The sequence below is a fragment of the Caballeronia glebae genome (genome assembly GCF_001545035.1).
GTDB lineage: Bacteria > Pseudomonadota > Gammaproteobacteria > Burkholderiales > Burkholderiaceae > Caballeronia > Caballeronia glebae.
In genome coordinates this window covers 153981-176899 of the sequence record NZ_FCOJ02000008.1, presented here as the reverse complement: position 1 = coordinate 176899, position 22919 = coordinate 153981, and the positions used below count along the sequence as shown (strand labels likewise).

General features: G+C 63.4%; 16 protein-coding genes, 1 tRNA gene, 1 pseudogene and 2 riboswitches. Of the genes and pseudogenes, 10 read left to right on the top strand and 8 right to left on the bottom strand.

Annotated features, from left to right (window positions below; genetic code table 11):
- From flgA to flhA, 5 genes are all read left to right on the top strand, one after another.
- Window positions 1-932 (top strand): flagellar basal body P-ring formation chaperone FlgA (gene flgA / locus AWB82_RS08130; protein ID WP_086966635.1); only part of this gene is annotated, 932 nt, incomplete at its 5' end.
- Between the two features lie 178 nt (window positions 933-1110).
- Window positions 1111-1431 carry a flagellar biosynthesis anti-sigma factor FlgM gene (gene flgM / locus AWB82_RS08125; protein ID WP_200818063.1) on the top strand — a complete coding sequence of 107 codons (321 nt, stop codon included), beginning with the start codon at window positions 1111-1113 and terminating at the stop codon, window positions 1429-1431.
- Between the two features lie 98 nt (window positions 1432-1529).
- Window positions 1530-1964: a flagella synthesis protein FlgN gene (locus tag AWB82_RS08120; RefSeq protein WP_086966633.1), complete on the top strand. Its 435-nt coding sequence runs from the start codon at window positions 1530-1532 to the stop codon at window positions 1962-1964.
- 209 nt (window positions 1965-2173) lie between these two features.
- Complete coding sequence (gene flhB, locus AWB82_RS08115; protein WP_086966632.1) at window positions 2174-3382, top strand: flagellar biosynthesis protein FlhB; 1209 nt, start codon at window positions 2174-2176, stop codon at window positions 3380-3382.
- A complete protein-coding gene (gene flhA / locus AWB82_RS08110; RefSeq protein WP_086966631.1) occupies window positions 3379-5484 on the top strand; it encodes a flagellar biosynthesis protein FlhA in 2106 nt (701 codons plus the stop codon). Before flhB ends, flhA begins: the two co-directional genes overlap by 4 nt.
- Before the next feature lie 27 nt (window positions 5485-5511).
- Here the strand turns inward: flhA and AWB82_RS08105 are convergent, their stop codons facing one another.
- From AWB82_RS08105 to AWB82_RS08075, 7 genes are all read right to left on the bottom strand, one after another.
- Window positions 5512-6900, bottom strand: a complete 1389-nt coding sequence (locus AWB82_RS08105) for an L-serine ammonia-lyase (protein WP_086966630.1) — start codon at window positions 6898-6900, stop codon at window positions 5512-5514.
- A gap of 22 nt (window positions 6901-6922) precedes the next feature.
- Window positions 6923-7969 carry an alginate lyase family protein gene (locus AWB82_RS08100; RefSeq protein WP_235023217.1) on the bottom strand — a complete coding sequence of 349 codons (1047 nt, stop codon included), beginning with the start codon at window positions 7967-7969 and terminating at the stop codon, window positions 6923-6925.
- Window positions 7970-8152: 183 nt separating this feature from the next.
- Window positions 8153-11083, bottom strand: a complete 2931-nt coding sequence (gcvP, locus tag AWB82_RS08095) for an aminomethyl-transferring glycine dehydrogenase (protein WP_086966628.1) — start codon at window positions 11081-11083, stop codon at window positions 8153-8155.
- 55 nt (window positions 11084-11138) lie between these two features.
- The gene (gene gcvH / locus AWB82_RS08090; RefSeq protein ID WP_086966627.1) at window positions 11139-11519 is read right to left on the bottom strand and encodes a glycine cleavage system protein GcvH; all 381 of its coding nucleotides are present in this window, start codon (window positions 11517-11519) and stop codon (window positions 11139-11141) included.
- Between the two features lie 62 nt (window positions 11520-11581).
- Window positions 11582-12712: a glycine cleavage system aminomethyltransferase GcvT gene (gene gcvT, locus AWB82_RS08085; protein WP_086966626.1), complete on the bottom strand. Its 1131-nt coding sequence runs from the start codon at window positions 12710-12712 to the stop codon at window positions 11582-11584.
- 117 nt (window positions 12713-12829) lie between these two features.
- A riboswitch (glycine riboswitch) is annotated at window positions 12830-12969 on the bottom strand.
- A gap of 11 nt (window positions 12970-12980) precedes the next feature.
- A riboswitch (glycine riboswitch) is annotated at window positions 12981-13084 on the bottom strand.
- Window positions 13085-13171: 87 nt separating this feature from the next.
- Complete coding sequence (locus AWB82_RS08080; RefSeq protein WP_086966625.1) at window positions 13172-14026, bottom strand: hypothetical protein; 855 nt, start codon at window positions 14024-14026, stop codon at window positions 13172-13174.
- A gap of 26 nt (window positions 14027-14052) precedes the next feature.
- Window positions 14053-15093 carry an oxidoreductase gene (locus tag AWB82_RS08075; RefSeq protein WP_086966624.1) on the bottom strand — a complete coding sequence of 347 codons (1041 nt, stop codon included), beginning with the start codon at window positions 15091-15093 and terminating at the stop codon, window positions 14053-14055.
- Between the two features lie 144 nt (window positions 15094-15237).
- Between AWB82_RS08075 and AWB82_RS08070 the strand changes: the two genes are divergently transcribed.
- A complete protein-coding gene (locus tag AWB82_RS08070) occupies window positions 15238-17325 on the top strand; it encodes a UvrD-helicase domain-containing protein (protein ID WP_086966623.1) in 2088 nt (695 codons plus the stop codon).
- A gap of 76 nt (window positions 17326-17401) precedes the next feature.
- Here AWB82_RS08070 and AWB82_RS08065 read toward each other — a convergent pair whose 3' ends face one another.
- Window positions 17402-18301, bottom strand: a complete 900-nt coding sequence (locus AWB82_RS08065) for a c-type cytochrome (protein WP_086966622.1) — start codon at window positions 18299-18301, stop codon at window positions 17402-17404.
- A gap of 314 nt (window positions 18302-18615) precedes the next feature.
- On the opposite strand from AWB82_RS08065, the gene AWB82_RS08060 reads away from it, so the two are divergent.
- The 4 genes and pseudogenes from AWB82_RS08060 to AWB82_RS08050 all read left to right on the top strand — a co-directional run bounded on the left by AWB82_RS08060 (window position 18616) and on the right by AWB82_RS08050 (window position 22919).
- Window positions 18616-18691: transfer RNA gene (locus AWB82_RS08060), tRNA-Arg, on the top strand.
- Window positions 18692-19256: 565 nt separating this feature from the next.
- Window positions 19257-19346, top strand: a pseudogene (locus AWB82_RS39135) (hypothetical protein); the annotation flags it as partial.
- Window positions 19347-19593: 247 nt separating this feature from the next.
- Complete coding sequence (locus tag AWB82_RS08055) at window positions 19594-21684, top strand: N-6 DNA methylase (protein WP_235023213.1); 2091 nt, start codon at window positions 19594-19596, stop codon at window positions 21682-21684.
- A complete protein-coding gene (locus AWB82_RS08050) occupies window positions 21675-22919 on the top strand; it encodes a restriction endonuclease subunit S (protein WP_086966621.1) in 1245 nt (414 codons plus the stop codon). The genes AWB82_RS08055 and AWB82_RS08050 overlap by 10 nt, the downstream gene beginning before the upstream one ends.

Below are 22919 nucleotides of genomic sequence, written 5' to 3'. Positions count from 1 at the left end.
CCATGAACGACGCGAGCGGCATGATCGTCATTCCCGGGCCAGCCGAGACGAAGCCCGCGCGCGCGGTCGCGGCTCCGGCTGCCGTTTTGGCTCCTGCGCTTCGGAGAGCGCCGGTCGCGTCGGCTTCGCGCGATGTCGTGCCAGTCGTCGTGACCCGCGACGATGGCGCCGCCCGCAACACGAATGCGAAACCCGTCGCGGCCGGACTTGCGACGCCGGTCGCCGCCGCCGCTTCGCCGATGCGGCGCGTGAGCTTCAATCCGTCGGCGGCTGCCGCCACCTTGCCGCCCGCGCCCGGCGCGCCCGCCACGATGCAGGACGGCGAATCGATCCGCGTGGCTACGCTCAACTTTCTTCAGCAGCAGGCCGCCGGCTTGCCGGGCAAGGTCGAGATCACCGTCACGCCGGTCTTTCCGCGCGGTCTCGCCGCCTGCTCCGCGCTCGATCCGTTCATGCCGACGGGCGCGCGTCTCTGGGGCCGCCTGACGGTCGGCGTGCGCTGCGTCGGCGAGCGGCCGTGGACGCTCTACGTGCAGGCGCGCGTGTCGATCAACGCCACTTACTATTCCGCCGCGCGCGCGATCGCCCCGGGCGAAGTGCTGAGCAACGCCGATCTGGTCGCGCGCGACGGCGATCTCACCGCGATGCCGCAAGCCATCGTCACCGATCCGGCTCAGGCCGTCGGCGCGGTTGCGCTCTCGCGCGTGCCCGCCGGTCTGCCGCTGCGCACCGACATGCTGCGGGCCGCGGCCTCGGTGTCGATCGGACAGACTGTGCACGTGGTCGCCGGCGGCTCGGGATTTTCGATTTCCGCCGACGGCACCGCGATGAACAACGCGACGCCCGGCCAGCAAGTACGTGTAAAAACCGCCGGCGGCCAGATCATCACCGGCATCGTGAAGGACAGTCAGACGGTGGAAGTGTCGCTGTAAAACGGGATTTGTTCGGTCCCCCACACTTGTTTCATTTTGTTGCAAATGCGTTCGAGGCCCGCCAGATAAGGCTGAGGGCGCGATGAGCAGAGCGAACGGCAGTTGGCGATCCGCGGCAGGGTAAAGTTTTCAAGACCCCTCGCCGTTAAAGGACTCAACACGTTCGGGAATAGACATCGTGAAAATCGAATCGAATAGCAACACCACTCTGGCAGGCCTTCAAGACAACCTGCAGCGCGCGTCGAACGACGCGAAGGGCGCCGTGCAGCAAGCGCAAACGGGCGCGAGCCCGGCGAAGAATTCGACGGTGAGCTTGTCGTCGGTTTCGAGCGACTTGCGCGCGTCGAGCAGCTCGGACATCGATACGGCGAAAGTCGAGTCGATCAAGGCCGCGATCCGCGACGGCAGCCTGAAGATGGACACGAGCAAGATCGCCGACGGCATTCTGAGCACCGCCCGCGATCTGCTGCAAACGAGAACCCCGCCGACCGGCGGCTGAACGCAGTGACCGGCCGCGCCTGTGAGAACCAGGCGCGTCGCGGCGAGCGGCGTTCGTGGCACCGGCGGCTTTTGTGAAACCGCTATTTGAGCGATGCAATGAGAGACGCCCTGCTTGCCACTGTCACCGAAGAAGTCGCCGCTGTTCAGGCCTTCGAATCCCTCCTCGTCGATGAGGAAAAAGCGCTGATCGCCGCGCAGCCGCTTCCGGCGCTGCCCGCGATCATCGAGAACAAGACCGCGCTCACCGAGCGCATCTCCATTCTCGAAAAAACCCGCGACGAACAGTTGAACGCGCTCGGTTTTCCGAGCGGCTTCGTCGGCATGGAAGCGGCCGCCGCGGACGACGGCGCGATCGCCGCGCAATGGGCGCTGCTCACCGCCGCCGCCCGTCGCGCGAAACAGTGCAACAGCAACAACGGCGTGCTGATCCGCACCCGCATGGAATACAACCGCCGTGCGCTCGCCGCGCTGCAAGTCGCTCCGTCGAAGAGCGGCTTCTATGGTCCGGACGGCCGTCTGCCCGGCGCCTGATCGCCCGTTTTCGCCTCTCGAACGGCGCGCGCCTCCCGCGAGGCGCGCGCCGCTTTTGTTTCCCGCACTTTCATCTACCGAATAGCCCCCTTTTCCCCGGCTTTATCCGCCGATGGCCGCTCGACGCCTTCCGCAATAATCGCTTTCATCAAAAAGCGGCTTCGCGCCGCTCGCAACTGGCAACGATGGAAGCAACGGAGTAAGGCCCGGTGGCAGAAGAAAGCGATCTCGAAAAAACCGAATCAGCGACTCCCAAGCGCCTGGAAAAGGCGCGGGAGGAAGGCCAGGTTGCGCGTTCGCGCGAACTCGCGTCGTTCGCGCTGCTCGCGGCGGGATTTTTCGGCGTGTGGGGTCTGTCGGGGCCGATCAGCCAGCATTTGCAGTCGATTCTGCGCGGCGCGTTCACCTTCGATCACGCGAGCGTGCTCGACACGCACCAGATGATGATCGGCGCGGCGAACGCCAGCAAGGAAGGTCTGTTCGCCGTGCTGCCCGTGCTGCTGCTGACCGGTTTCGCCGCGCTCGCCGCGCCGATGGCGCTCGGCGGCTGGCTCATCACGACCAAACCGCTCGCGCCGAATTTCGGGCGTCTGAATCCGATCAGCGGACTCGGCAAGATCTTCTCGGTGCAAGGGCCGGTTCAGCTCGGCATGTCGATGCTGAAGACGATCGTCGTCGGCGGCATGGCGGGCTCGGCAATCTGGAGCCGCAAGGCCGAAGTGCTCGGCCTGTTGACGAAGCCGCTCGATCTGGCGCTCGCCGATGCGATGCATCTGATCTTCGTGTGCTGCGGCATGGCGATCGGCGGATTGTTTCTCGTCGCGGCCGTCGACGTGCCGTATCAGCTTTTCTCGCACGCGAAGAAGCTGCGCATGAGCAAGGAAGAAGTGAAGCGCGAGCACAAGGAAAGCGAAGGCGATCCGCACATCAAGGGCAAGATCCGCCAGCAGCAACGCGCGGCCGCCCGCCGCCGGATGATGCAGGCGATTCCGACCGCCGATGTGATCGTCACCAACCCGACGCATTTCGCCGTCGCGCTGAAGTACACGGACGGCGAGATGCGCGCGCCGAAGGTGGTCGCGAAGGGCGTGAATCTGGTCGCGGGGCGCATCCGCGAACTGGGCCGCGAGCACAACGTGCCGCTGCTCGAAGCGCCGCCGCTCGCGCGTGCGCTGTATCACAACGTCGAGATCAACCGCGAGATTCCGGGCGCGCTCTACGGCGCGGTCGCACAAGTGCTGGCGTGGGTTTATCAGCTCAAGCGTTACAAGGAAGATGGCGGCGACGCGCCGGACGAACCGTCCGATCTCGACGTGCCGAAGGAACTGGACAAAGGCGGTGTATCCGACGCCGACGCCGACAAGGAAGCCGCCGAGGCCCTTGCTGACGACAACACTGACAATGGAGCCGCCGCATGAACGCGCGCGCTGGATTTTTCGCCAAACGGCCCGACGCGCTAGGCACGCAGAACTTGCGCGCCCTCGCCGGTCCGATCCTGATCTGCATGATCCTGGGCATGATGATTCTGCCCTTGCCTGCCTTCCTGCTCGACTTGCTGTTCACCTTCAACATCGCGCTCGCGGTGATGGTGCTGCTCGTCAGCATGTACACGCAAAAGCCGCTCGACTTCGCGGCCTTTCCGAGCGTGCTGCTGTTCTCGACGCTGCTGCGCCTTTCGCTGAACGTTGCGTCCACGCGTATCGTGCTGCTCGAAGGCCACACCGGTCCGGATGCGGCGGGTCAGGTGATCGAATCGTTCGGGCACTTTCTCGTCGGCGGAAACTTCGCGGTCGGTATCGTCGTGTTCGTGATCCTGATGATCATCAACTTCATGGTGATCACGAAGGGCGCGGGACGTATCGCGGAAGTCGGCGCGCGCTTCACGCTCGATGCAATGCCCGGCAAGCAGATGGCCATCGACGCCGACCTGAACGCCGGCCTCATCAACGAGGAAACCGCGAAGAAGCGCCGCCAGAGCGTGGCGCAGGAAGCCGAGTTCTACGGCTCGATGGATGGCGCGTCCAAGTTCGTGCGCGGCGATGCGATCGCGGGCCTGCTGATCATGGTGATCAACGTGGTGGGCGGGCTGATCGTCGGCATGCTCCAGCACGACATGGACTTCGCGCACGCGGCGACCAACTACACGCTGCTGACCATCGGCGATGGCCTCGTCGCGCAGATTCCGTCGCTCATCATTTCGACGGCGGCGGGCGTGATCGTGTCGCGCGTCGCGACCGAGGAAGACATCGGCACGCAGTTGACCGGCCAGTTGTTCCAGAACCCGCGCGTGCTGATGATCACGGGCGTGATCATCGGCGTGATGGGGTTGATTCCGGGCATGCCGCACTTCGCGTTCATGCTGCTCGGCGGCGGCCTCATTTACGCCGCGCGCTCGATGAACAAGCGCGCCGAAGCGAAGAAAAAGAGCGCCGTCACCGATGTCACGCCGCTCGCGGCGAGCGCGGCGGCCGCATCGGCGGAAAATGCCGAGGCGAGCTGGGAGGATGTGGCGCTCATCGATCCGCTCGGACTCGAAGTGGGTTATCGCCTGATTCCGCTCGTCGATCGCAACAGCGACGGTGAGTTGCTCAAGCGGATCAAGGGCATTCGCAAGAAGTTCGCGCAGGAAATCGGCTTTTTGCCGCCGGTCATTCACATTCGCGACAATCTCGAACTGCGGCCGAATGGGTATCGGATTGCGTTGAAGGGCGTGGAAGTGGGCGTGGGCGAAGCGTTTCCCGGTCAGTGGCTCGCGATCAATCCGGGACAGGTGTCGGCCGCGCTGCCCGGCACGCAGACGCACGATCCGGCGTTCGGTCTGCCGGCCGTGTGGATCGACACGAATCTGCGCGAGCAGGCTCAGGTCTACGGCTACACGGTCGTCGATGCCAGCACCGTGGTCGCGACGCATTTGAATCACCTCGTCGTGACGCACGCCGCCGAACTGCTCGGTCGCCAGGAGGTGCAGGCGCTGCTGGAGCGTATCGGCAAGGACACGCCTTCGCTCACCGACGATCTCGTACCGAAGGTGCTGTCGCTCACGACGCTGCAAAAGGTGCTGCAGAATCTGCTCGACGAAAGCGTGCCGATCCGCGACATGCGCACGATTCTCGACGCGCTGCAGGAGCACGCGCCGCGCGTGTCCGATCCGCACGATCTCACGGCTGCGGTACGTCTCGCGCTGGGCCGCGCGATCACGCAGCAGTGGTATCCGGGCGCTGATGATCTGCAGGTGATGGGCCTCGATCCGACGCTGGAGCGCGTGCTGTCGCAGGCTTTGTCGACGGGTCCGAACCCGGGGCTTGAGCCGGGACTCGCGCAGACGCTCATGAATTCGACGCAGAACGCGATCATGCGTCAGCAGAATCTGGGCTTGCCGCCGGTGTTGCTCGTGCAGCATTCGCTGCGCGCGATGCTGGCGAGGTTCCTGCGGCGGAGTCTGCCGCAATTGAAGGTGATTTCGTATGCCGAAGTGCCGGATACGCGGAATGTGAAGGTGGTGAATCTGATCGGGGCTTGATGCTTTCCGCCAGAAAGCATCGATCCCTCAACACTCCACGATATTCACCGCCAACCCACCGCGCGACGTTTCCTTATATTTCGTCTTCATATCCGCGCCCGTCTCGCGCATGGTCTTGATGACCGAATCGAGCGAAACGTAGTGTGATCCATCGCCGCGCATCGCCATGCGCGCAGCGTTGACGGCTTTCACCGAACCCATCGCGTTGCGTTCGATGCACGGAATCTGCACCATGCCGCCCACCGGATCGCACGTCAGCCCAAGGTTATGTTCCATGCCGATCTCCGCGGCATTCTCGACCTGCGCCGGCGTCCCGCCGAGCACCGCGGCCAGCGCGCCCGCCGCCATCGAACACGCGACGCCGACTTCGCCCTGACATCCCACTTCCGCGCCGGAAATCGATGCATTCATCTTGTACAGAATGCCGATCGCCGCCGCCGTCAGCAGAAAATCCACCACGCCTTGAGCGTTGGAGCCCGGCACGAACCGATCGTAGTAGTGCAGCACCGCCGGAATGATGCCCGCCGCGCCGTTGGTCGGCGCCGTGACCACGCGCCCGCCGATCGCGTTCTCCTCGTTCACGGCGATCGCGTAGAGGTTGATCCAGTCGATCATCGACAACGGATCGCGCAGCGCCTGCTCGGGCTTGCCCGTCAGCGCCTTGTAGAGCTGCGGCGCGCGCCGCTTCACCTGAAACGGCCCCGGCAGATGCCCTTCGGCCGCCGGATTGCCGATGCCGCATCCGCGCGCGACGCAATCCTGCATCACGTCCCAGATGCGCAAAAGTCCAGCGCGAATCTCGTCGCCGCTGCGCCAGACGCGCTCGTTTTCCCACATCAGTTGCGCGATCGATTTGCCCGAGTCGGCGCACATCTTCATGAGTTCGTCGCCGGTATGAAACGGATACGGCAAGTGCTCGTGCGCGGTCAGCACCGCCGTATTCGCCGCGCCCGCCGTCACGACGAACCCGCCGCCAACCGACAGATACGTCGCCTCGCGCAGCAGCGCGCCGCTCGCATCGAACGCGTGCAGCTTCATGCCGTTCGGATGCTCCGGCAACGCCTGCCGATAGAACGCGATGTTCTCCTTGATCGTGAACGGAATCTCGCGCACGCCGAGCAGCGCGAGCGTTTTCGCCGCGCGCACTTGTTCCAGACGCGGCACGATGCTCGAAGCATCGACGGTGTCGGGCGCGTCGCCCATCAGACCGAGCATCACGCCGCGGTCGGTGCCGTGTCCCTTGCCCGTCGCGCCGAGCGAGCCGTACAACTCGCATTTCACCGATGCCGTCGATTCCAGCAGGCCGTCGCGCTCAAGCCCTTGCGCGAACATCAACGCGGCGCGCATCGGTCCAACGGTGTGCGAGCTCGAAGGTCCGATGCCGATCTTGAAGAGGTCGAATACGCTGACTGCCATGATGGTTCCCGCCTTTGGAAAATTAGCGCGCCGATAGCGGCAGACACACCGCGAGCCACGCGGGCGGCGTCGGTGCGAGCCGCAGCGCGACCGGCGCGTAGCGGCCGTCCAGCCGCGCCGCCAGATGAAAGAGTTCCGCCGCGTTCTTCGGGTCCCATCGACCCGAGAAACCCGGCAAGCCGGCTTCGCGCCGCTTGGCGTCGAACGCCACCGACGACTTCACGAATTCATCGTGCGTCTTCGTGCCGAGCGCATACGGCGTGAGCCAGTTGAGCGCAACCGCCAGCGTCGCGCCCGACTGCGCGCGCTCCGGCAGCCAGTTGCGGTTGTGCCGTCGCGCGGCGAGCGCCGCCGTCACGAGCGGTTGCAGATCGTAGGTGACGTAGCGCAGCGCATCGCGCTCGGCGAAATCGACCGTCGATCCGTCCGGCGCGATGTTGTCGCCGATATGCTCGACGAACAGCCGCTGCGCCGCGTTGATCAACTTGCGGTCGTCGATGGTGAACGCGCCCATCGCCACCAGCTTCACGCGATGGCTCTGCCAGTTGTTGCGATAGTTGCCGGTGAGCGGCCGCGGCTGCTTGTCCATGTCGGCGACATAACCGCTCACCATTTTCGTGATGAACGCGTTCGCCGCGTTGCGCGTCTTGACCGGCAGCGCGCTCGCCGTGAGGTCATACGCGAGAATCAGCGATTCGAAATTCGTTTCGTCGATCGGATTGAAGCTCGGCTGGTACGTGGTCGTCCACGCGAGCAGGAAGCGATCGACGAGACGCAGATAGCGCTCGTCGCCGGTCGCGCGCCACGCGAGCGCGGCGTCGCGCATCAGGCCGAGATCCTTCTCCGCTTCGACGCTTTCGTCGTAAATGCCTTCGTGCGGCAGCGTGCCTTCGGTGTGCAGCCGCGCGCGCGCCTTCGGCTGATCGCTCACGTGCGATTGCACCATCTTCACGAGCGCCTTCACGCCGGGATCGGCATTGGTGCGCTCGCTCGTCTGCATCGCGGGCGCGGCGCAGAAATTCATCGCGGCGTGCGCGGACGATGCTGCGATCGACATCGCCCCGAGCATCGCCAGCGCGGCGCACGCGCGCTTCGCCCTTCTCACCTCTCGCACCTTGAGCGCCATGTGAACTCCCTATTTTGGCTTTTTGGTCCGGGGTGAGATGTTAGCCGTTCTCGAACGCGCCGCAAAACCGCCCGACGAAGCTTGACGCTTTCCGGGCGGCGCTCGCTCAGGAACTTGCGCGAAGGCTTACTCGTCGGCGTATTCCGAGATCGGCACGCACGAGCACACCAGGTTGCGGTCGCCATAAGCGTTGTCCGCGCGGCCGACCGGCGACCAGTACTTGCGCGCAATGAGCGACTTCAACGGATACGCCGCCGCTTCGCGCGTGTACGCATGCGCCCATGCATCCGACGCGACGACCGACGCCGTATGCGGCGCGTGCTTCAGCACGTTGTCCTCGCGATCGGCGCGGCCTTCTTCCACCGCGCGAATTTCCTCGCGGATCGCGATCATCGCGTCGATGAAGCGGTCGAGTTCTTCCTTCGATTCCGATTCCGTCGGCTCGACCATCAGCGTGCCGGGAACCGGGAAGCTCATCGTCGGCGCGTGAAAGCCGTAGTCGATCAGGCGCTTGGCGACGTCTTCCACGGAGATACCGCTCGATTCCTTGATCGGCCGCACGTCGAGAATGCACTCGTGCGCGACCAGTCCGCCCGCGCCGCTGTACAGCACGGGATAGTGCGGCGCGAGACGCTTCGCGACGTAGTTCGCCGCGAGAATCGCGGTCTCCGTGGCGGCGGTGAGGCCGCTCGCGCCCATCATCGCGATGTACATCCACGAGATCGGCAGGATCGCCGCCGAGCCGTAAGGCGCCGACGACACCGCGCCGATGCCGGCTTCATCGCGCTCGTAACCCGTGGACGTCTGATTCGGCAGGAACTTCGCCAGATGCGCGCCGACCGCGACCGGACCGACGCCCGGTCCGCCGCCGCCGTGCGGAATGCAGAACGTCTTGTGCAGATTCAGGTGCGATACGTCGCCGCCGAACTGGCCCGGCGCGCAGAGACCGACCATCGCGTTCATGTTCGCGCCGTCGACATACACCTGGCCGCCGTGCGAATGCACGATGTCGCAGATTTCGCGGACATTGCGCTCGAACACGCCGTGCGTCGACGGATACGTGATCATGATGGCCGCGAGATTCGCCGAATGCTTGCCGGCCTTCGCCTTCAGATCTTCGATATCGACGTTGCCGTTCGCATCGCACGCGACGACCACGACCTGCATGCCCGCCATCTGCGCCGACGCCGGATTCGTGCCGTGCGCGGACGCCGGAATCAGACACACATTGCGATGCCCTTCGCCGCGCGACTCGTGATACGCGTGAATGATCAGCAAGCCGGCGTACTCGCCTTGCGAACCGGCGTTCGGTTGCAGCGACACGGCCGCGTAACCCGTACACGCGACGAGCATCTGTTCGAGCTGATCGATCATCGTGCGATAGCCGACCGTCTGCTCGGCGGGCGCGAACGGGTGAATCTGCGCGAACTCGGGCCACGTGACCGGCAGCATTTCGGACGTCGCATTGAGCTTCATCGTGCATGAGCCGAGCGGGATCATCGTGCGGTCGAGCGCGAGATCCTTGTCGGCGAGACTGCGCAAATAGCGCAGCATTTCATGCTCCGAGTGATGGCGATTGAAAACCGGATGTGTCAGGTAATCGCTCGTGCGACGCAGTTCTTGCGGCAGCGAATCCGATGCGGCCTGGTCGAGCGCGTCGATGTCGAAGGTTTCGGTCTTGCCCGCCACTTCGGCGAACAGCGCGAAGAGCTTGAGCAAGTCGTCGCGCGTGGTGGTTTCATCGAGCGAAACGCCTACTTGCGTGGCGCTCACACGGCGCAGATTGACATGCGCCGCGTAGGCCGCCTGATGCAGCGCGGTCGTGCTCGCGCCGCTGTCGATCGTGACCGTGTCGAAGAACGTTTCGTTGGCGAGCGTGTAGCCCAATTTGCGCAAACCCGCCGCAAGCACCGACGCCACGCGATTCACGCGCAACGCAATCGTCTTGAGTCCGCGCGGGCCGTGATAGACCGCGTACATGCTCGCCATGATCGCGAGCAGCGCCTGCGCCGTGCAGACATTCGACGTCGCCTTCTCGCGACGGATGTGCTGCTCGCGCGTTTGCAGCGCGAGACGCAGCGCGGAATTGCCTTGCGCATCGACGGTCACGCCGACGAGACGGCCCGGCATCTGGCGCTTGAATTCGTCGCGCACAGCCATGTACGCCGCGTGCGGGCCGCCGAAGCCGACCGGCACGCCGAAACGCTGCGTATTGCCGATCGCGACATCCGCGCCCCATTCGCCCGGCGGCGTGATGAGCGTCAGCGCGAGCAGATCCGCCGCCGCGACGACATGGCCGCCCGCCGCGTGAATCGCTTCGGCCAGCGCGCGATAGTCGCGCACGTCGCCGTTCGCGCCCGGATATTGCAGCAGCACGCCGAACGCGTTCGCGCCCGCGGCATCGGCGGCCGGACCGACCTTCACTTCGATGCCCGCCGGCTTCGCGCGCGTCTTCACCACTTCGATGGTCTGCGGCAGCACGTCCTCGGCGACATAGAACACGTTCGACTTCGGCTTGCCGATGCGTTGCAGGAGCGTCATCGCTTCGGCGGCGGCGGTGGCTTCGTCGAGCAGCGAGGCGTTCGCCATCGCGAGGCCCGTGAGGTCCATCACCATCTGCTGGAAATTGAGCAGCGCTTCCAGACGCCCTTGCGAAATTTCCGGCTGATACGGCGTGTACGCCGTGTACCACGCCGGATTTTCGAGCACGTTGCGCAGGATCACGGCCGGCGTGTGCGTGCCGTAGTAACCCTGGCCGATGTAAGTTCGAAACACCAGATTCTCGTCCGCCAGCCGGCGCAGCGACGCGAGCGCTTCCGCCTCGCTCTTCGGCTGCGTGAACGCGCCGAGCGGCAGCGTTTCCTTGCGGCGGATCGATTCAGGAATCACCGCGTCGATGAAGGCCGCGCGCGACGCGAAACCGAGCGCGTCGAGCATCGCGCGCTGGTCGGCTTCATCGGGACCGATGTGCCGCTCGGCGAATGCGTCGTGGCATTCGAGCGCGGCGAGTGACAGGGAGGTGCGGTTCATCAGGTGATCCGGGTGTTCGAGCTTCATGTGAATTCCTGCGATGCGGCTCGCTTGAAGGAGCCGCCATCGTCATTGAGATGAGTTATTCGCCGATCGACTTGCCGTAGCCTTCGGCGTCGAGCAGCTTGTCGAGACTGGCGTCGCCGGCCGGCTTGATCTTGAAGAGCCAGCTTTCGTAGGGCGCGCCGTTGACCTGATCGGGCGCCGAAGTCAGCGCGTCGTTCGCGGCGACGATCTCGCCCGAAACCGGCGCGTAAATATCGGATGCGGCCTTCACCGATTCGATCACGGCGATCGCGTCGCCCGCCGCAACGGTCTTGCCCGCAGCGGGCAGCTCGACGAAGACGATGTCGCCGAGCGCTTCCTGCGCGTGATCGGTAATCCCGATGGTCAGCGTGCCATCGGATTCGGTGCGGACCCATTCGTGCGATTCGGTGTATTTCAGATCGGCCGGGATGCTCATTGGATGCTCCTTGCGTGGTTTTTTCGTGAGGTTCTTGATCGGAGGAAACGGGCGCGACGGCGTTAGAGAGCGACCAAAACCTGGCCGTTGCGCACGAATGGAAGTTTTACCACGCGCGCCGGAAGTTGCTTGTCGCGGATGACGACCTGCACCGCGTCGCCGACGGCGACCGCCGTGGGCACGCGGGCGAACGCGATCGACTCCTGCATCGACGGGGAAAACGTGCCGCTCGTGATCTCGCCGTCGCCGTGTTCCGTGACGACTTTCTGATGCGCGCGCAGCACGCCGCCAGCCTTGCCGTTTTCCTTGATGAGCACGAGCCCGACGAAGTTCGCCTTCGAGCCGTGCGCTTCGAGCGCGCTGCGGCCGACGAAATCGCGTTCCGTTTTCAGATCGACCGTCCAGGCGAGGCCGGCGTCGAGCGGCGAAACCGTATCGTCCATGTCCTGGCCGTACAGATTCATGCCCGCTTCGAGACGCAGCGTGTCGCGCGCGCCGAGGCCGGCGGGCTTCACGCCAGCGGCGGCCAGCGCGTTCCACAGCGCTTCGACGTGCGTCGCCGGAACGACGATCTCGAAACCGTCCTCGCCGGTGTAACCGGTGCGCGCGAGCATCAACTCGCCGTACTGCGAATTCTGCGTCGACGGGAAAACCACCGCGTTGAACGGCTTGATGTCTTGAGTTTGCGCGCGCGTATCCGGCAGCACTTGCCACGTCTTTTCGCGCGCGTTCGGGCCTTGCACGGCGATGATCGCGAGATCGCGGCGCGGCGAGATAGAAAGGTTGAATTCGCCCTCGGCATTCAACTGACCGAACCAGGCGATGTCCTTCTCCGCCGTGCCCGCGTTCACGACGACGCGAAAACGCGTTTCGGAGAAGTAGTACACGATCAGATCGTCGATCACGCCGCCGTCGCCGTTGAGCAGGCACGAGTAGAGCGCCTTGCCCGGCGTCGTGAGCTTGTCGACGTTATTGGCGATCGCGTACTTGAAGAATTCGCGGACGGCCTCGCCTTCGAAATCGACGACGCGCATGTGCGACACGTCGAACATGCCGGCGTCGGTGCGCACCGCGCGGTGCTCGTCGATCTGCGAACCGTAGTTCACGGGCATGTCCCAGCCGCCGAAATCGACCATGCGCGCGTTGAGCGCGAGGTGAGCGGCGTGCAGGGGCGTATGTTGAAGAGAAGTCATCGGGGCCTCGGTTCGCGAAACAAAAAAGGCCACGCAGCGCACATTTCGCTCGCCGGATGCGCCTTTCGTGCTGCCTGAAGCAGCGCGCAAGGCTCATGCCGCTGAGCGGATGCGATGCGTGACCCCTCTGTCCTCGGTACCTGAGAGATTGCGCGAACCGTGCACGGTCGTGCAGCGGTTCATCGCGCGCCCCTTCGGTGGGCAACTGGCTTCATCGTTTTTCGATGAAACCGCTGCCGCTCTCCAGAGTGCGAGGAAACTTCGTTCCTCGACGCCGTCGGTCCTTTTGCCTGAGAGTTTGCGGGTATGCCCCTTCGGCGGCGCGGCCCGCGCTGCATGCGCGACGACCACGCGCTCTCCCGACGCGTGCGGCAGAATTTACGCGACCGAATTGGGGTTGTCAAACGGATTGGGATGCAACCGATTGCGCTTCCGGCTACCTTCGGATTTACGTCGCGGTCACACGCATTTGACGTACTCGCTGTTCAGATCGCCGGTGCCGTCGCGGGCCGGAACCACGCGGCAAAAGAATGTGCCGACCAGCGCGCGCAGGCCGTAGGTCGTCAAAAACTGCCCACAGCGCCCGCCGGAGGGAACCACGTTGGGTATGGGCTCGAATACTTCGAGCAGGCGGTTCGTCTGCAAGGCTTCGGCGATCGCGAAAAAGAACGACTGATTACCGATATAGAGCGACGCCGAAGCGATCCGGTCGCAGACATCGAGCGCATTGGCGACCGGCACGTGATCCATCGGAAGATTCGGAAAGCGCGCGCGAAATTCATCAAATTCGCTCTCCAGTCCGACGAACCCGAGGCGCAAACCGAGCGGCGCCAGCACGCCGTAGTCGATCGCCTGATTGAGATAGCGCATCGACCGGCCGATCAGGATATCGAAATCCGGCGGAGCGGCCGCCACCGCCGCGCTCGGTTCCAGCCAGCGGCACGGCGAATCGGCGAGCACGGCAAACGCCTTGTAGTAGTGGTCCTTCAGATTGCCCGCGAGCACGTGGATTCCGCCGCCGCGAATGACATCGAAATCGATCGCATCAGCCGGAATTTCGCCGGACGGCACGAAATGCACCGCGTCGACATACGATTGCGCGAGCAGCAGCGGCGCGATGAAGTCGAACAACGCCCGGCTCACCATCTGCCCGCCGCCGGCGTGCTTCATCTCCGGTCCGTAGCTCGCCACGTTGTCGCTCGGCACGTACAGCGACACGCGCGCGGCGCCGTTGCGGCGGGCCAGCGCCTGCATAGCCGGGAGCGCATAAACGATGTCGCCCAACTGGCCGGAATGTCTGATATTGCATTTCATGATTTCTGCGCGATACGTGCCGCGAATCAGCGGGGCATCGGCACGCGCCGCCCTTCTTTCTCGCTCTGAATGGCCAGTTCGATGATCGTCATCGTATCGACCGCGTCCTGCGGCGAAACCGGAAACGGCTTGCCATCCTGAATGGCCGCCGCCAGCGCCCGGTAAAACTCGACATACGCGCCATCTTTCGTGGCGAATTCGTGACGCAGATCGAGATCGCCATCGACTTCGCGCAACGCGCCCGGCGGATTCTTCGCGAACTCCGGATTGCCTGGCCGCATGCCGGCACGCAACTGGTCTTCCTGCGTGTCGAGCCCGCTCTTCACATAGCTGCCGCGCGTGCCGTGAATGGCGAAACGCGGCGGCTCCAGCGCCGCGAGCGCGCTCGCGTGCAGGATCACTTCCTTGTCGTCGTAGCCGAGCACGAGATGAACGTAATCCGGCGCGTGCGCGTGATCGCGATGCGCCTTCACGAACGCCGTCACCGTCTGCGGCGCGCCGAACAGCGTCAGCGCCTGATCGATGAGATGCGGCCCCAGATCGAACAGCAAACCGCCGCCGCGTTCCGCTTCCTCGCGCCAGCGCTGCGGCACTTTCGGGCGGAAACGGTCGAAATGCGATTCGTAATGCGTGACGCGCCCGAGCCGCCCGCTTTCGATGAGCGCGCGCACCGTCATGAAATCGCCGTCCCAGCGACGGTTGTGGAACGGCGCGAACACGAGTCCTTTCTGCTTGGCGAGATCGGCGAGCGTGCGTGCGTCGCGCGCGGAGAGCGTCACCGGTTTGTCGACGACCACATGCTTGCCCGCCGACAGCGCGCGATGCGCGAGATCGAAGTGCGTATCGTTCGGCGTCGCGACGACGACGCATTCGAGTTCTTCGACGGCGAGCAGCGCGTCGAAGTCCGCGACGATCTGCGCGCCCGGATAATCGGCCTGCGCGCGCTCGGCCTGGCTCGTCGCGATGGCCGTCACTTCGGCGCGGCCGCAGTGCTCGATGACGGGCGCGTGAAACGTCGCGCCGGCGAGGCCATAGCCCATAACGCCGACTTTCAGTGCTGAACTCATGCGGGCATCGTCCTGTCGTGGAGTTGACCGGATATTGTGGCACGAACAGGGGCCGGAACCGCGCCGCCGCGATCGTGTTAACATCGCGCTCTTCTCCGCGCACAGGCAGCAGCTAAGCGCACCCAAACTCCAGAATCCAGAACGATGTCCGCAGGTCTGAACGCCGCGCAAAGCGAAGCCGTGCGCTATCTCGATGGTCCCTGTCTCGTGCTCGCCGGCGCGGGCAGCGGCAAGACACGCGTGATCACGCAGAAGATCGCGCACCTGATCGAAGGGCGCGGCTTCGAGCCGAAGCACATCGCCGCGCTCACCTTCACCAACAAGGCCGCGCTCGAAATGCGCGAGCGCACGGGCAAGCTGCTCGAAGGCAAGACGCTCACGACGCCGGGCAAGGAAGGCCGCAGGATTCCCGTCAATCAGTTGACGATCTGCACGTTCCACTCGCTCGGCGTGCAGATCATGCGGCAAGAGGCGGAGCACGTCGGACTCAAGCCACAGTTCTCGATCATGGATTCCGACGATTGCTTCGGCATGGTTCAGGAACAACTCGGCACGACGGACAAAGGCCTGATCCGCAAGATCCAGTCGATCATCTCGCTGTGGAAAAACTCGATGGTCTCGCCCGATCAGGCGTCCGTGCTCGCGAGCAACGAGGACGAACATCAGGCGGCGATCGTCTATCGCAGTTATGCGGCGACGCTGCACGCGTATCAGGCGCTCGATTTCGACGATCTGATTCTGCGTCCCGCGCAGCTTTTCGCTCAGAACGAGCAGGTGCGCGACAAGTGGCAGAACCGCCTGCGCTATCTGCTGATCGACGAATATCAGGACACGAACACGTGCCAGTATGAACTGGTGAAGCTGCTGGCCGGCCCGCGCGCGGCGTTCACGGCGGTCGGCGACGACGATCAGGCGATTTACGGCTGGCGCGGCGCGACCATCGAAAATCTGGCGCAACTCGGCAAGGATTTCCCGAAGCTGCACGTCGTCAAGCTGGAGCAGAACTATCGCTCGACGGTGCGGATTCTGACGGCGGCGAACAACGTCATCGCGAACAATCCGAAACTGTTCGAGAAGAAGCTCTGGTCCGAGCACGGCATGGGCGACACGATCAGCGTCACCGGCTGCAACGACGAGGAGCACGAAGCGGAATCCGTCGTGTTCCGGCTCTCGGCGCACAAGTTCGAGCGCCGCGCGCAGTTTCGCGATTACGCGATTCTCTATCGCGGCAATTTTCAGGCGCGCATTTTCGAGCAGGTGTTGCGGCGCGAGCGCATTCCTTATGTGCTGTCGGGCGGACAGTCGTTCTTCGATCGCGCCGAGATCAAGGATCTGATCGCGTATCTGCGGCTCATTGCCAATCCCGACGACGATCCCGCGTTCATCCGCGCGATCACGACGCCGCGGCGCGGTGTCGGCAACACGACGCTCGAAGCGCTCGGCGCGTTCGCGGGCGCAGCGAAGGTGTCGCTGTTCGAGGCGGTGTTCATGGGCGGCATCGAGGCGCGGCTCTCGGCTCGGCAGGTCGAGCCGCTGCGCACGTTCTGCGAATGGATTCGCCGATTGTCGGACCGCGCCGCGCGCGATCCCGCGACCGAAGTCCTCGACGACATGATGGAAGCCATCCACTACGAGTCGTATCTCTACGATGCGTACGACGAGCGTCAGGCGCAGTCGAAATGGCAGAACGTGCTCGAATTTCTCGAATGGCTCAAGCGCAAGGGCACGAAGCCGGACGCCGCGCCCGGCGCGGAGCAGACCGGCTTCGACACCGCCGACGGTTTCGCCGATGAAGGCAAGAATCTGCTCGGCCTGATCCAGACCGTCGCGCTGATGTCGATGCTCGAAGGCAGGGAGGAAGATCCGGACGCGGTGCGCCTGTCGACCGTGCATGCGTCGAAGGGACTGGAGTATCCGCACGTGTTTCTGGTGGGCGTCGAGGAAGGCATCATGCCGCATCGCGGCAGCTCGGACGATGACGCGCCGGTCGACGATTCGCGCATCGAGGAAGAGCGCCGCCTGATGTACGTGGCGATCACGCGGGCGCAGCGCAGTCTGCATCTGAACTGGTGCAAGAAGAGAAAACGCGCGCGGGAGACGGTGGTGTGCGAGCCGTCGCGGTTCATTCCCGAGATGCTGCTCGACGATGCGCCGCCGCCGACGGCCGAAGAAGCGCCCTTGTCGCCGAAAGATCGCATGGCGATGCTCAAGGCGATGTTGCAGAAAACCTGATTCTTTCTGCACGCTTCAAATGAAAAAACCCTGCGAAGGCATCGCAGGGTTTTTTTCTTTGCGGCCGAAAGAAGCGTTACTTCGCCGCGTTCGCCATGTAATCGACGGCGGCTTTCACATCCGCATCCGACGCGTTCGATCCACCCTTCGGCGGCATCGCGCCCTTGCCCTTCAGCGCGTAGTTGTAGACGGTGTCCATCGGCTCTTTCAGGCGCGGCGCCCACGCGGCCTTGTCGCCGAACTTCGGCGCGCCGAGCACGCCCGCCGCGTGACACGCCTGGCAGACCTGTTCGTAGAGCGCCTTGCCGGCCTGGGCGGCGTCGGCGCTTTGCGCGCCTGCAGCCGGCGCCGCCGATGCAGCCTGCGGCACGGATGCGAGCGCCGCGACGGCCGCCGCCGCCTGGGCGTTTTCGTTGGAACTCGCGCCTGCGGGAGCCGCCGCCGCACCCGATGCGCCCGCGCTCGCCGCCGCGCCCGATGCGGGTTGCGCCGGTTCCGCGAGCTTGCCGCCGCTGCCGTTCGCCATATAGACGACCGCGCGCGCGATTTCGAAGTCGCTGTAGTCGTCGGGGCTCGTGCCGCCGCGCGCGGGCATCGCGCCCTTGCCGTTGAGCGCGTTGTGCAGCAGCGTGTCGTAACCTTCGCCGATGCGTGCGGCCCATGCGCCGGCATCGCCGAACTTGGGCGCGCCCGCGGTGCCTGTCGCGTGACAGGCGGAGCAGACGGCCTTGAAGACTTCCTCGCCTGACTTGTAGACGCGCGGCGCGTTGGCGTCGCGGATATCGACCTGCGCGGCGGGCGCGATGCGCTCCTTGACCGACTGCTCGATATCCGTGCCCGCGCCGGTGCGCGTGGAATTGTTCACGTACACCGCGAGCAGAATGATGATGGCGACCGGGATGCCGAATCCCGCAATGACCGCGGCGATGAGTTGGCCGGGTGTCTTGATCGGGGCTCCGTGGGGTGCTTCGCTCATGCTTGTCTCGTCTCCCGTTTTTTGGTGTGAGTCGGTTCAGTGACAGCGTGACAGCTACGGCAGTGCGCTAAGGCGCGCCTTGGGGAAAGGCACGGTCGATTATAGACGGAACGCTTAACTGTCGGCGCGAGGTAGCCGGCGCGGTAGAGCGGGCGTTTACCCGAATCGTGTGATGCTTTGTGACTCGCTCTGCGAAGGGCGCTCAGGCCCGCGCGATGGACGACGTCACGGAAAACAGGTATCCTCTCGGATTCGCATGGGGCTTGCAGCCGTCTTTCGGCGTGTGTCTTTCTTCCGCAAGCCTTATCTCCGATGCGCCCGTAGCTCAATGGATAGAGTACTGCCCTCCGAAGGCAGGGGTTGCTGGTTCGATCCCAGCCGGGCGCACCAATATCGCCGTACCTAGTTAGGGTTCGCGCAATTTCTCGGTCTCTTCGTCCGCTGCGTATAGAAAATCAAGCCTTGCTGTCCTGATCATCAGCGCCATCGTGGCAGAGCGCGCTAATTTCAGTCGAAAGGCAATCGTCACCGGCGATGCTGTCGCAATCCCAGCTTGCCGAGTGCGTCCTTGAAGCAACGAGGGATAACTCGGCCTGTCGTACGGCCGTCTCGCCGAAATCTCAAAATTCGAAGTTTGGAACGTGTCTGCTGATGCGGATATGCGACGGCATGTCATGTTTCATAAGCCGGTCAAGTCTCACAATAAACGATAAAAGCACGTGGGCAAAAGACGATGAACGAAGTGCAACTGAGCCGAAACGGCAACTGCGCAAACCGGCCTCGGATCTGCGGTCAGAGAAAATTGGCGGAAGGAGATCGCGAAGTCTCTTACACAGAATCGATAGCGGCAGAAATTCCCTTTCAAACTGCGTAGCCGTATCGTTCTTTTGTCCGCCCCCTGCAGGGTAAAATTTGCGCTGACGCGGAACCGGATTAATGCTCGAAAACGAACGCCATGGCCATCAAGAAATCAGACCTATATTCCTCTCTTTGGGCCTCTTGCGACGAACTGCGCGGCGGCATGGATGCCAGCCAGTACAAGGACTACGTCCTGTTCATGCTGTTTATCAAGTACATCAGCGACAAGTACGCCGATAGCGACGACTTTGCGCCGCCGGTTATCATCCCCAAGGGCGCCAGCTTCAAAGACATGATCGCGCTCGGGCAAGAGCGACATCGGCGACAGGATCAACACCCAGATTATCCAGCCGCTGATCGATGCCAACAGCCGGCTTGCGCGCAGCGACTTTCCCAATTTCAACGATCCCGAGAAGCTAGGCACCGGCGCCGAGATGGTGGAGCGCCTCACGAACCTGGTGAGCATCTTCCAGAAACCCGAGCTGGACTTCTCGCAAAACCGTGCCGAGCACGACGACATCCTGGGGGATGCGTACGAGTATCTGATGCGCCACTTCGCTACCGAGAGTGGCAAAAGCAAGGGCCAGTTCTACACGCCGTCCGAAGTCAGCCGGGTCATCGCCAAGGTCATCGGCATCTCGCCCGCCAACACCAAGGCCAGCACCACCGCCTACGACCCCACCTGTGGCTCGGGCTCGCTGCTGCTGAAGGTGGCCGCCGAGGCCGGCAAGCACATCACGCTGGAAGGCCAAGAGAAGGACGTGACCACCGCCGGCTTGGCGCGGATGAACATGATCCTGCACAACTTCCCCACGGCCAACATTCTCAGCGGCAACACTCTGGCCAATCCGAAGTTCAAGGATGGTGAGCAACTGCGCACCTACGACTATGTGGTGGCCAACCCGCCGTTTTCCGACAAGGCCTGGAGCACGGGCCTCACCCCCACCGACGATCCCTACAAGCGTTTCACTTGGGGCGCGCCGCCCGCCAAACAGGGCGACTACGCCTACCTGCTGCACATCATCCGCAGTATGAAGGCCAGCGGGAAGGCGGCCTGCATCCTGCCGCATGGGGTGCTGTTTCGCGGTAATGCGGAAGCCGTCATCCGCAAGCAACTGGTGAGCAGCGGCATCCTCAAGGGCATCATCGGCCTGCCGGCCAACCTGTTCTACGGCACTGGCATCCCTGCCTGCATCCTGGTGCTGGACAGGCAGAACGCCGACGCGCGCAAGGGCGTGATGATGATCGACGCCAGCAAGGGCTTCATCAAGGACGGCAACAAGAACCGCCTGCGCGAACAGGACCTGCACCGCATTGTCGACAGCTTCCACAAGCTGGACGACGTGCCCGGCTACGCCCGCATGGTGTCGGTCAGCGAGATCGCCAGCGAGAAGAACGGCTACAACCTCAATCTGCCGCGCTACATCGACAACACGGAAGCCGAAGACATCCAGGACCTCAGCGCCCATCTGAATGGGGGCATTCCGGACCGCGACATCGTTGGCGCCACCAGCGTTCTGGCCGCCTACTGGCAGGTAATGCCCGCGCTACGGACCACATTGTTTGCGCCGCTGCGAGAGGGCTACAGCCAACTCCAGCAGCCTGTGGCTGAGGTCAAGTCCGCGATTCTCGGGCATGCCGAGTTCAGCGCCTTCCAGGCCACCGTGACCCAGCGCTTTGCCGACTGGCAAGCTCGCAATGAGCCGCGCATGAAGGGCTTCAAGATCGGCGACCATCCCAAGGCATTCCTTGAACTGCTGTCGGAAGACCTGCTGGTCAGTGTCAAGTCCGCGCCGCTAATCGACGCCTACAGCGTTTATCAGCACCTGATGGACTACTGGGCGGAAGCGATGCAGGACGATGCCTACACGATTGCCCTGGACGGCTGGGTGGCCAAGCCGGCGCGCATCATCGAGACGGACAAGAAGGGCAAGAAGAAAGATAAGGGCTGGGCCTGCGAGCTGGTTCCCAAGCCTCTCATTGTGGCGCACTACTTCGCCGCGGAGCAGGCGGCGCTGGATGCCAAGCAGGCCGAGCTGGATTCGGTGGGCAGCGCGATCACTGCGCTGGAAGAAGAACACAGCGGTGAAGACGCCGTGTTTGGCAGCTTCGAGAAGATCAATGTGGCTGCTGTGAAGGATCGCATCAAGGAGGTCGGTGATGACCCGGACGGCGCCGCAGAACTGAAGGTGCTGAAAGACTGGCTAAAGCTCACCGGCGATGAAGCGACCTTAAAGAAAGCAGTCAAGGAGCTGGATGCCGAGCTGGACCAGTTGGCTCATGACCAGTACGACAAGCTTATCGCTATTGACATCCAGAGGCTGGTCGTGAATGACAAGTGGCTCGCCCGCCTCGCCGACGATTTGCAAGCTGAACTTGACCGCGTCAGTCAGACGGTGACTCGGCGGATTCGCGAGCTGGCGGAGCGCTATGCCGTGCCACTGCCAGCCCAAATGGACGCGGTGGCGTCCTTGTCAACCAAGGTGGATGGCCACTTGACGCGAATGGGGGTGGTATGGGAATGAAGTCAGAGTCGCATTGTCCCGACGGCTGGGAGGTCCGGGCGGTTCGGGAGTTGGGCGAAGTCATTGCCGGCAAAGCTCTGGCTGCAACGGCGCCTGGACACATGCGCCCGTATCTGCGCACGAAGAATGTCTTCGATGGTCGAATCGTTGTTGACGACGTTCTCGAAATGCCGATGACGGATGAACAGTTCGAAACGTTTCGGATTCGAAAAGGCGATGTGTTATTGAACGAAGGGCAAAGTCTTGAGTTGGTTGGCCGGTGTTCAATTTATGCGGAAGAGTATCCAGAGCCCTGCGCGATTCAGAACGCATTGTTGCGATTCCGGGCAAAGCCTGGAGTTTCGGCACAGTTCGCTTCCTACGTCTTTAGAAATTGCCAGAAAACGGGGAGCTTCGCGAAGATTGCGTTGCAGACAACCTCGGTTGCACACTTGGGCGTATCTAGATTCGCTGATCTGCAGTTGGCTTGGCCCAAGAAGGAAGTTGAACAGGAACGCATCGCCAACGCCCTGTCCGACGTCGATGACCTGATAGCCGGGCTGGAGCGGCTGATCGCCAAAAAACGCGACATCAAACAGGCCGCGATGCAGCAACTCCTGGCCGGCCGTACCCGCCTACCGGGCTTCAGTGGAGAGTGGGTGGAGGCATGCTTGGAAGAAATCGCCCAAATAGAAATGGGGCAATCTCCGAGTTCTGTAAATTACAACGTTCGCCGAGAGGGCCTGCCACTGATTCAAGGCAACGCCGACGTGAGGAAGCGTCGGACGATTAAGCGAATTTTCACTACTCAGGTTACCAAGCGAGGGCGCAAGGGAGACGTGTTGATGTCAGTACGAGCCCCGGTCGGTGAGATTTCGCGTGCAACTTTTGACTGCTGCTTAGGCCGGGGGGTGTGCGCGATTCGATTCCCGAACGACTTTCTATATCACGCGCTTATCAACCTGGAACCAAGATGGTCTCGAATGTCGAAAGGCTCGACTTTTGATTCCGTGAATTCAACGGACGTGGCCAATGCAATCGTTGCACTGCCGTCCGACCCAGCAGAGCAGGCAGCCATCGCAGCCATCCTCACAGACATGGACGCGGACCTCTCCACCCTCGAATCCCGCCTTGCCAAAACCCGCGCCATCAAGCAAGGGATGATGCAAGAGCTGCTGACCGGCAGAACGCGCCTCGTAGGTATCGCCCACGAGACAGCCCCAAAGAAGCCCGAGACACAAAGCCAAGACGCGTGA

Bases quoted from the DNA above. Each gene is read 5' to 3' on its own strand.
- AWB82_RS08075 (WP_086966624.1), bottom strand. From the start codon at position 15,093: ATGAGTTCAGCACTGAAAGTCGGCGTTATGGGCTATGGCCTCGCCGGC.
- AWB82_RS08050 (WP_086966621.1), top strand. From the start codon at position 21,675: ATGGGAATGAAGTCAGAGTCGCATTGTCCCGACGGCTGGGAGGTCCGG.
- AWB82_RS08080 (WP_086966625.1), bottom strand. From the start codon at position 14,026: ATGAAATGCAATATCAGACATTCCGGCCAGTTGGGCGACATCGTTTAT.
- gcvP (WP_086966628.1), bottom strand. From the start codon at position 11,083: ATGAAGCTCGAACACCCGGATCACCTGATGAACCGCACCTCCCTGTCA.
- gcvT (WP_086966626.1), bottom strand. From the start codon at position 12,712: ATGACTTCTCTTCAACATACGCCCCTGCACGCCGCTCACCTCGCGCTC.
- AWB82_RS08070 (WP_086966623.1), top strand. From the start codon at position 15,238: ATGTCCGCAGGTCTGAACGCCGCGCAAAGCGAAGCCGTGCGCTATCTC.
- AWB82_RS08055 (WP_235023213.1), top strand. From the start codon at position 19,594: ATGGTGGAGCGCCTCACGAACCTGGTGAGCATCTTCCAGAAACCCGAG.
- AWB82_RS08120 (WP_086966633.1), top strand. From the start codon at position 1,530: ATGAGAGACGCCCTGCTTGCCACTGTCACCGAAGAAGTCGCCGCTGTT.
- AWB82_RS08065 (WP_086966622.1), bottom strand. From the start codon at position 18,301: ATGAGCGAAGCACCCCACGGAGCCCCGATCAAGACACCCGGCCAACTC.
- AWB82_RS08100 (WP_235023217.1), bottom strand. From the start codon at position 7,969: ATGCTCGGGGCGATGTCGATCGCAGCATCGTCCGCGCACGCCGCGATG.
- flhA (WP_086966631.1), top strand. From the start codon at position 3,379: ATGAACGCGCGCGCTGGATTTTTCGCCAAACGGCCCGACGCGCTAGGC.
- gcvH (WP_086966627.1), bottom strand. From the start codon at position 11,519: ATGAGCATCCCGGCCGATCTGAAATACACCGAATCGCACGAATGGGTC.
- AWB82_RS08105 (WP_086966630.1), bottom strand. From the start codon at position 6,900: ATGGCAGTCAGCGTATTCGACCTCTTCAAGATCGGCATCGGACCTTCG.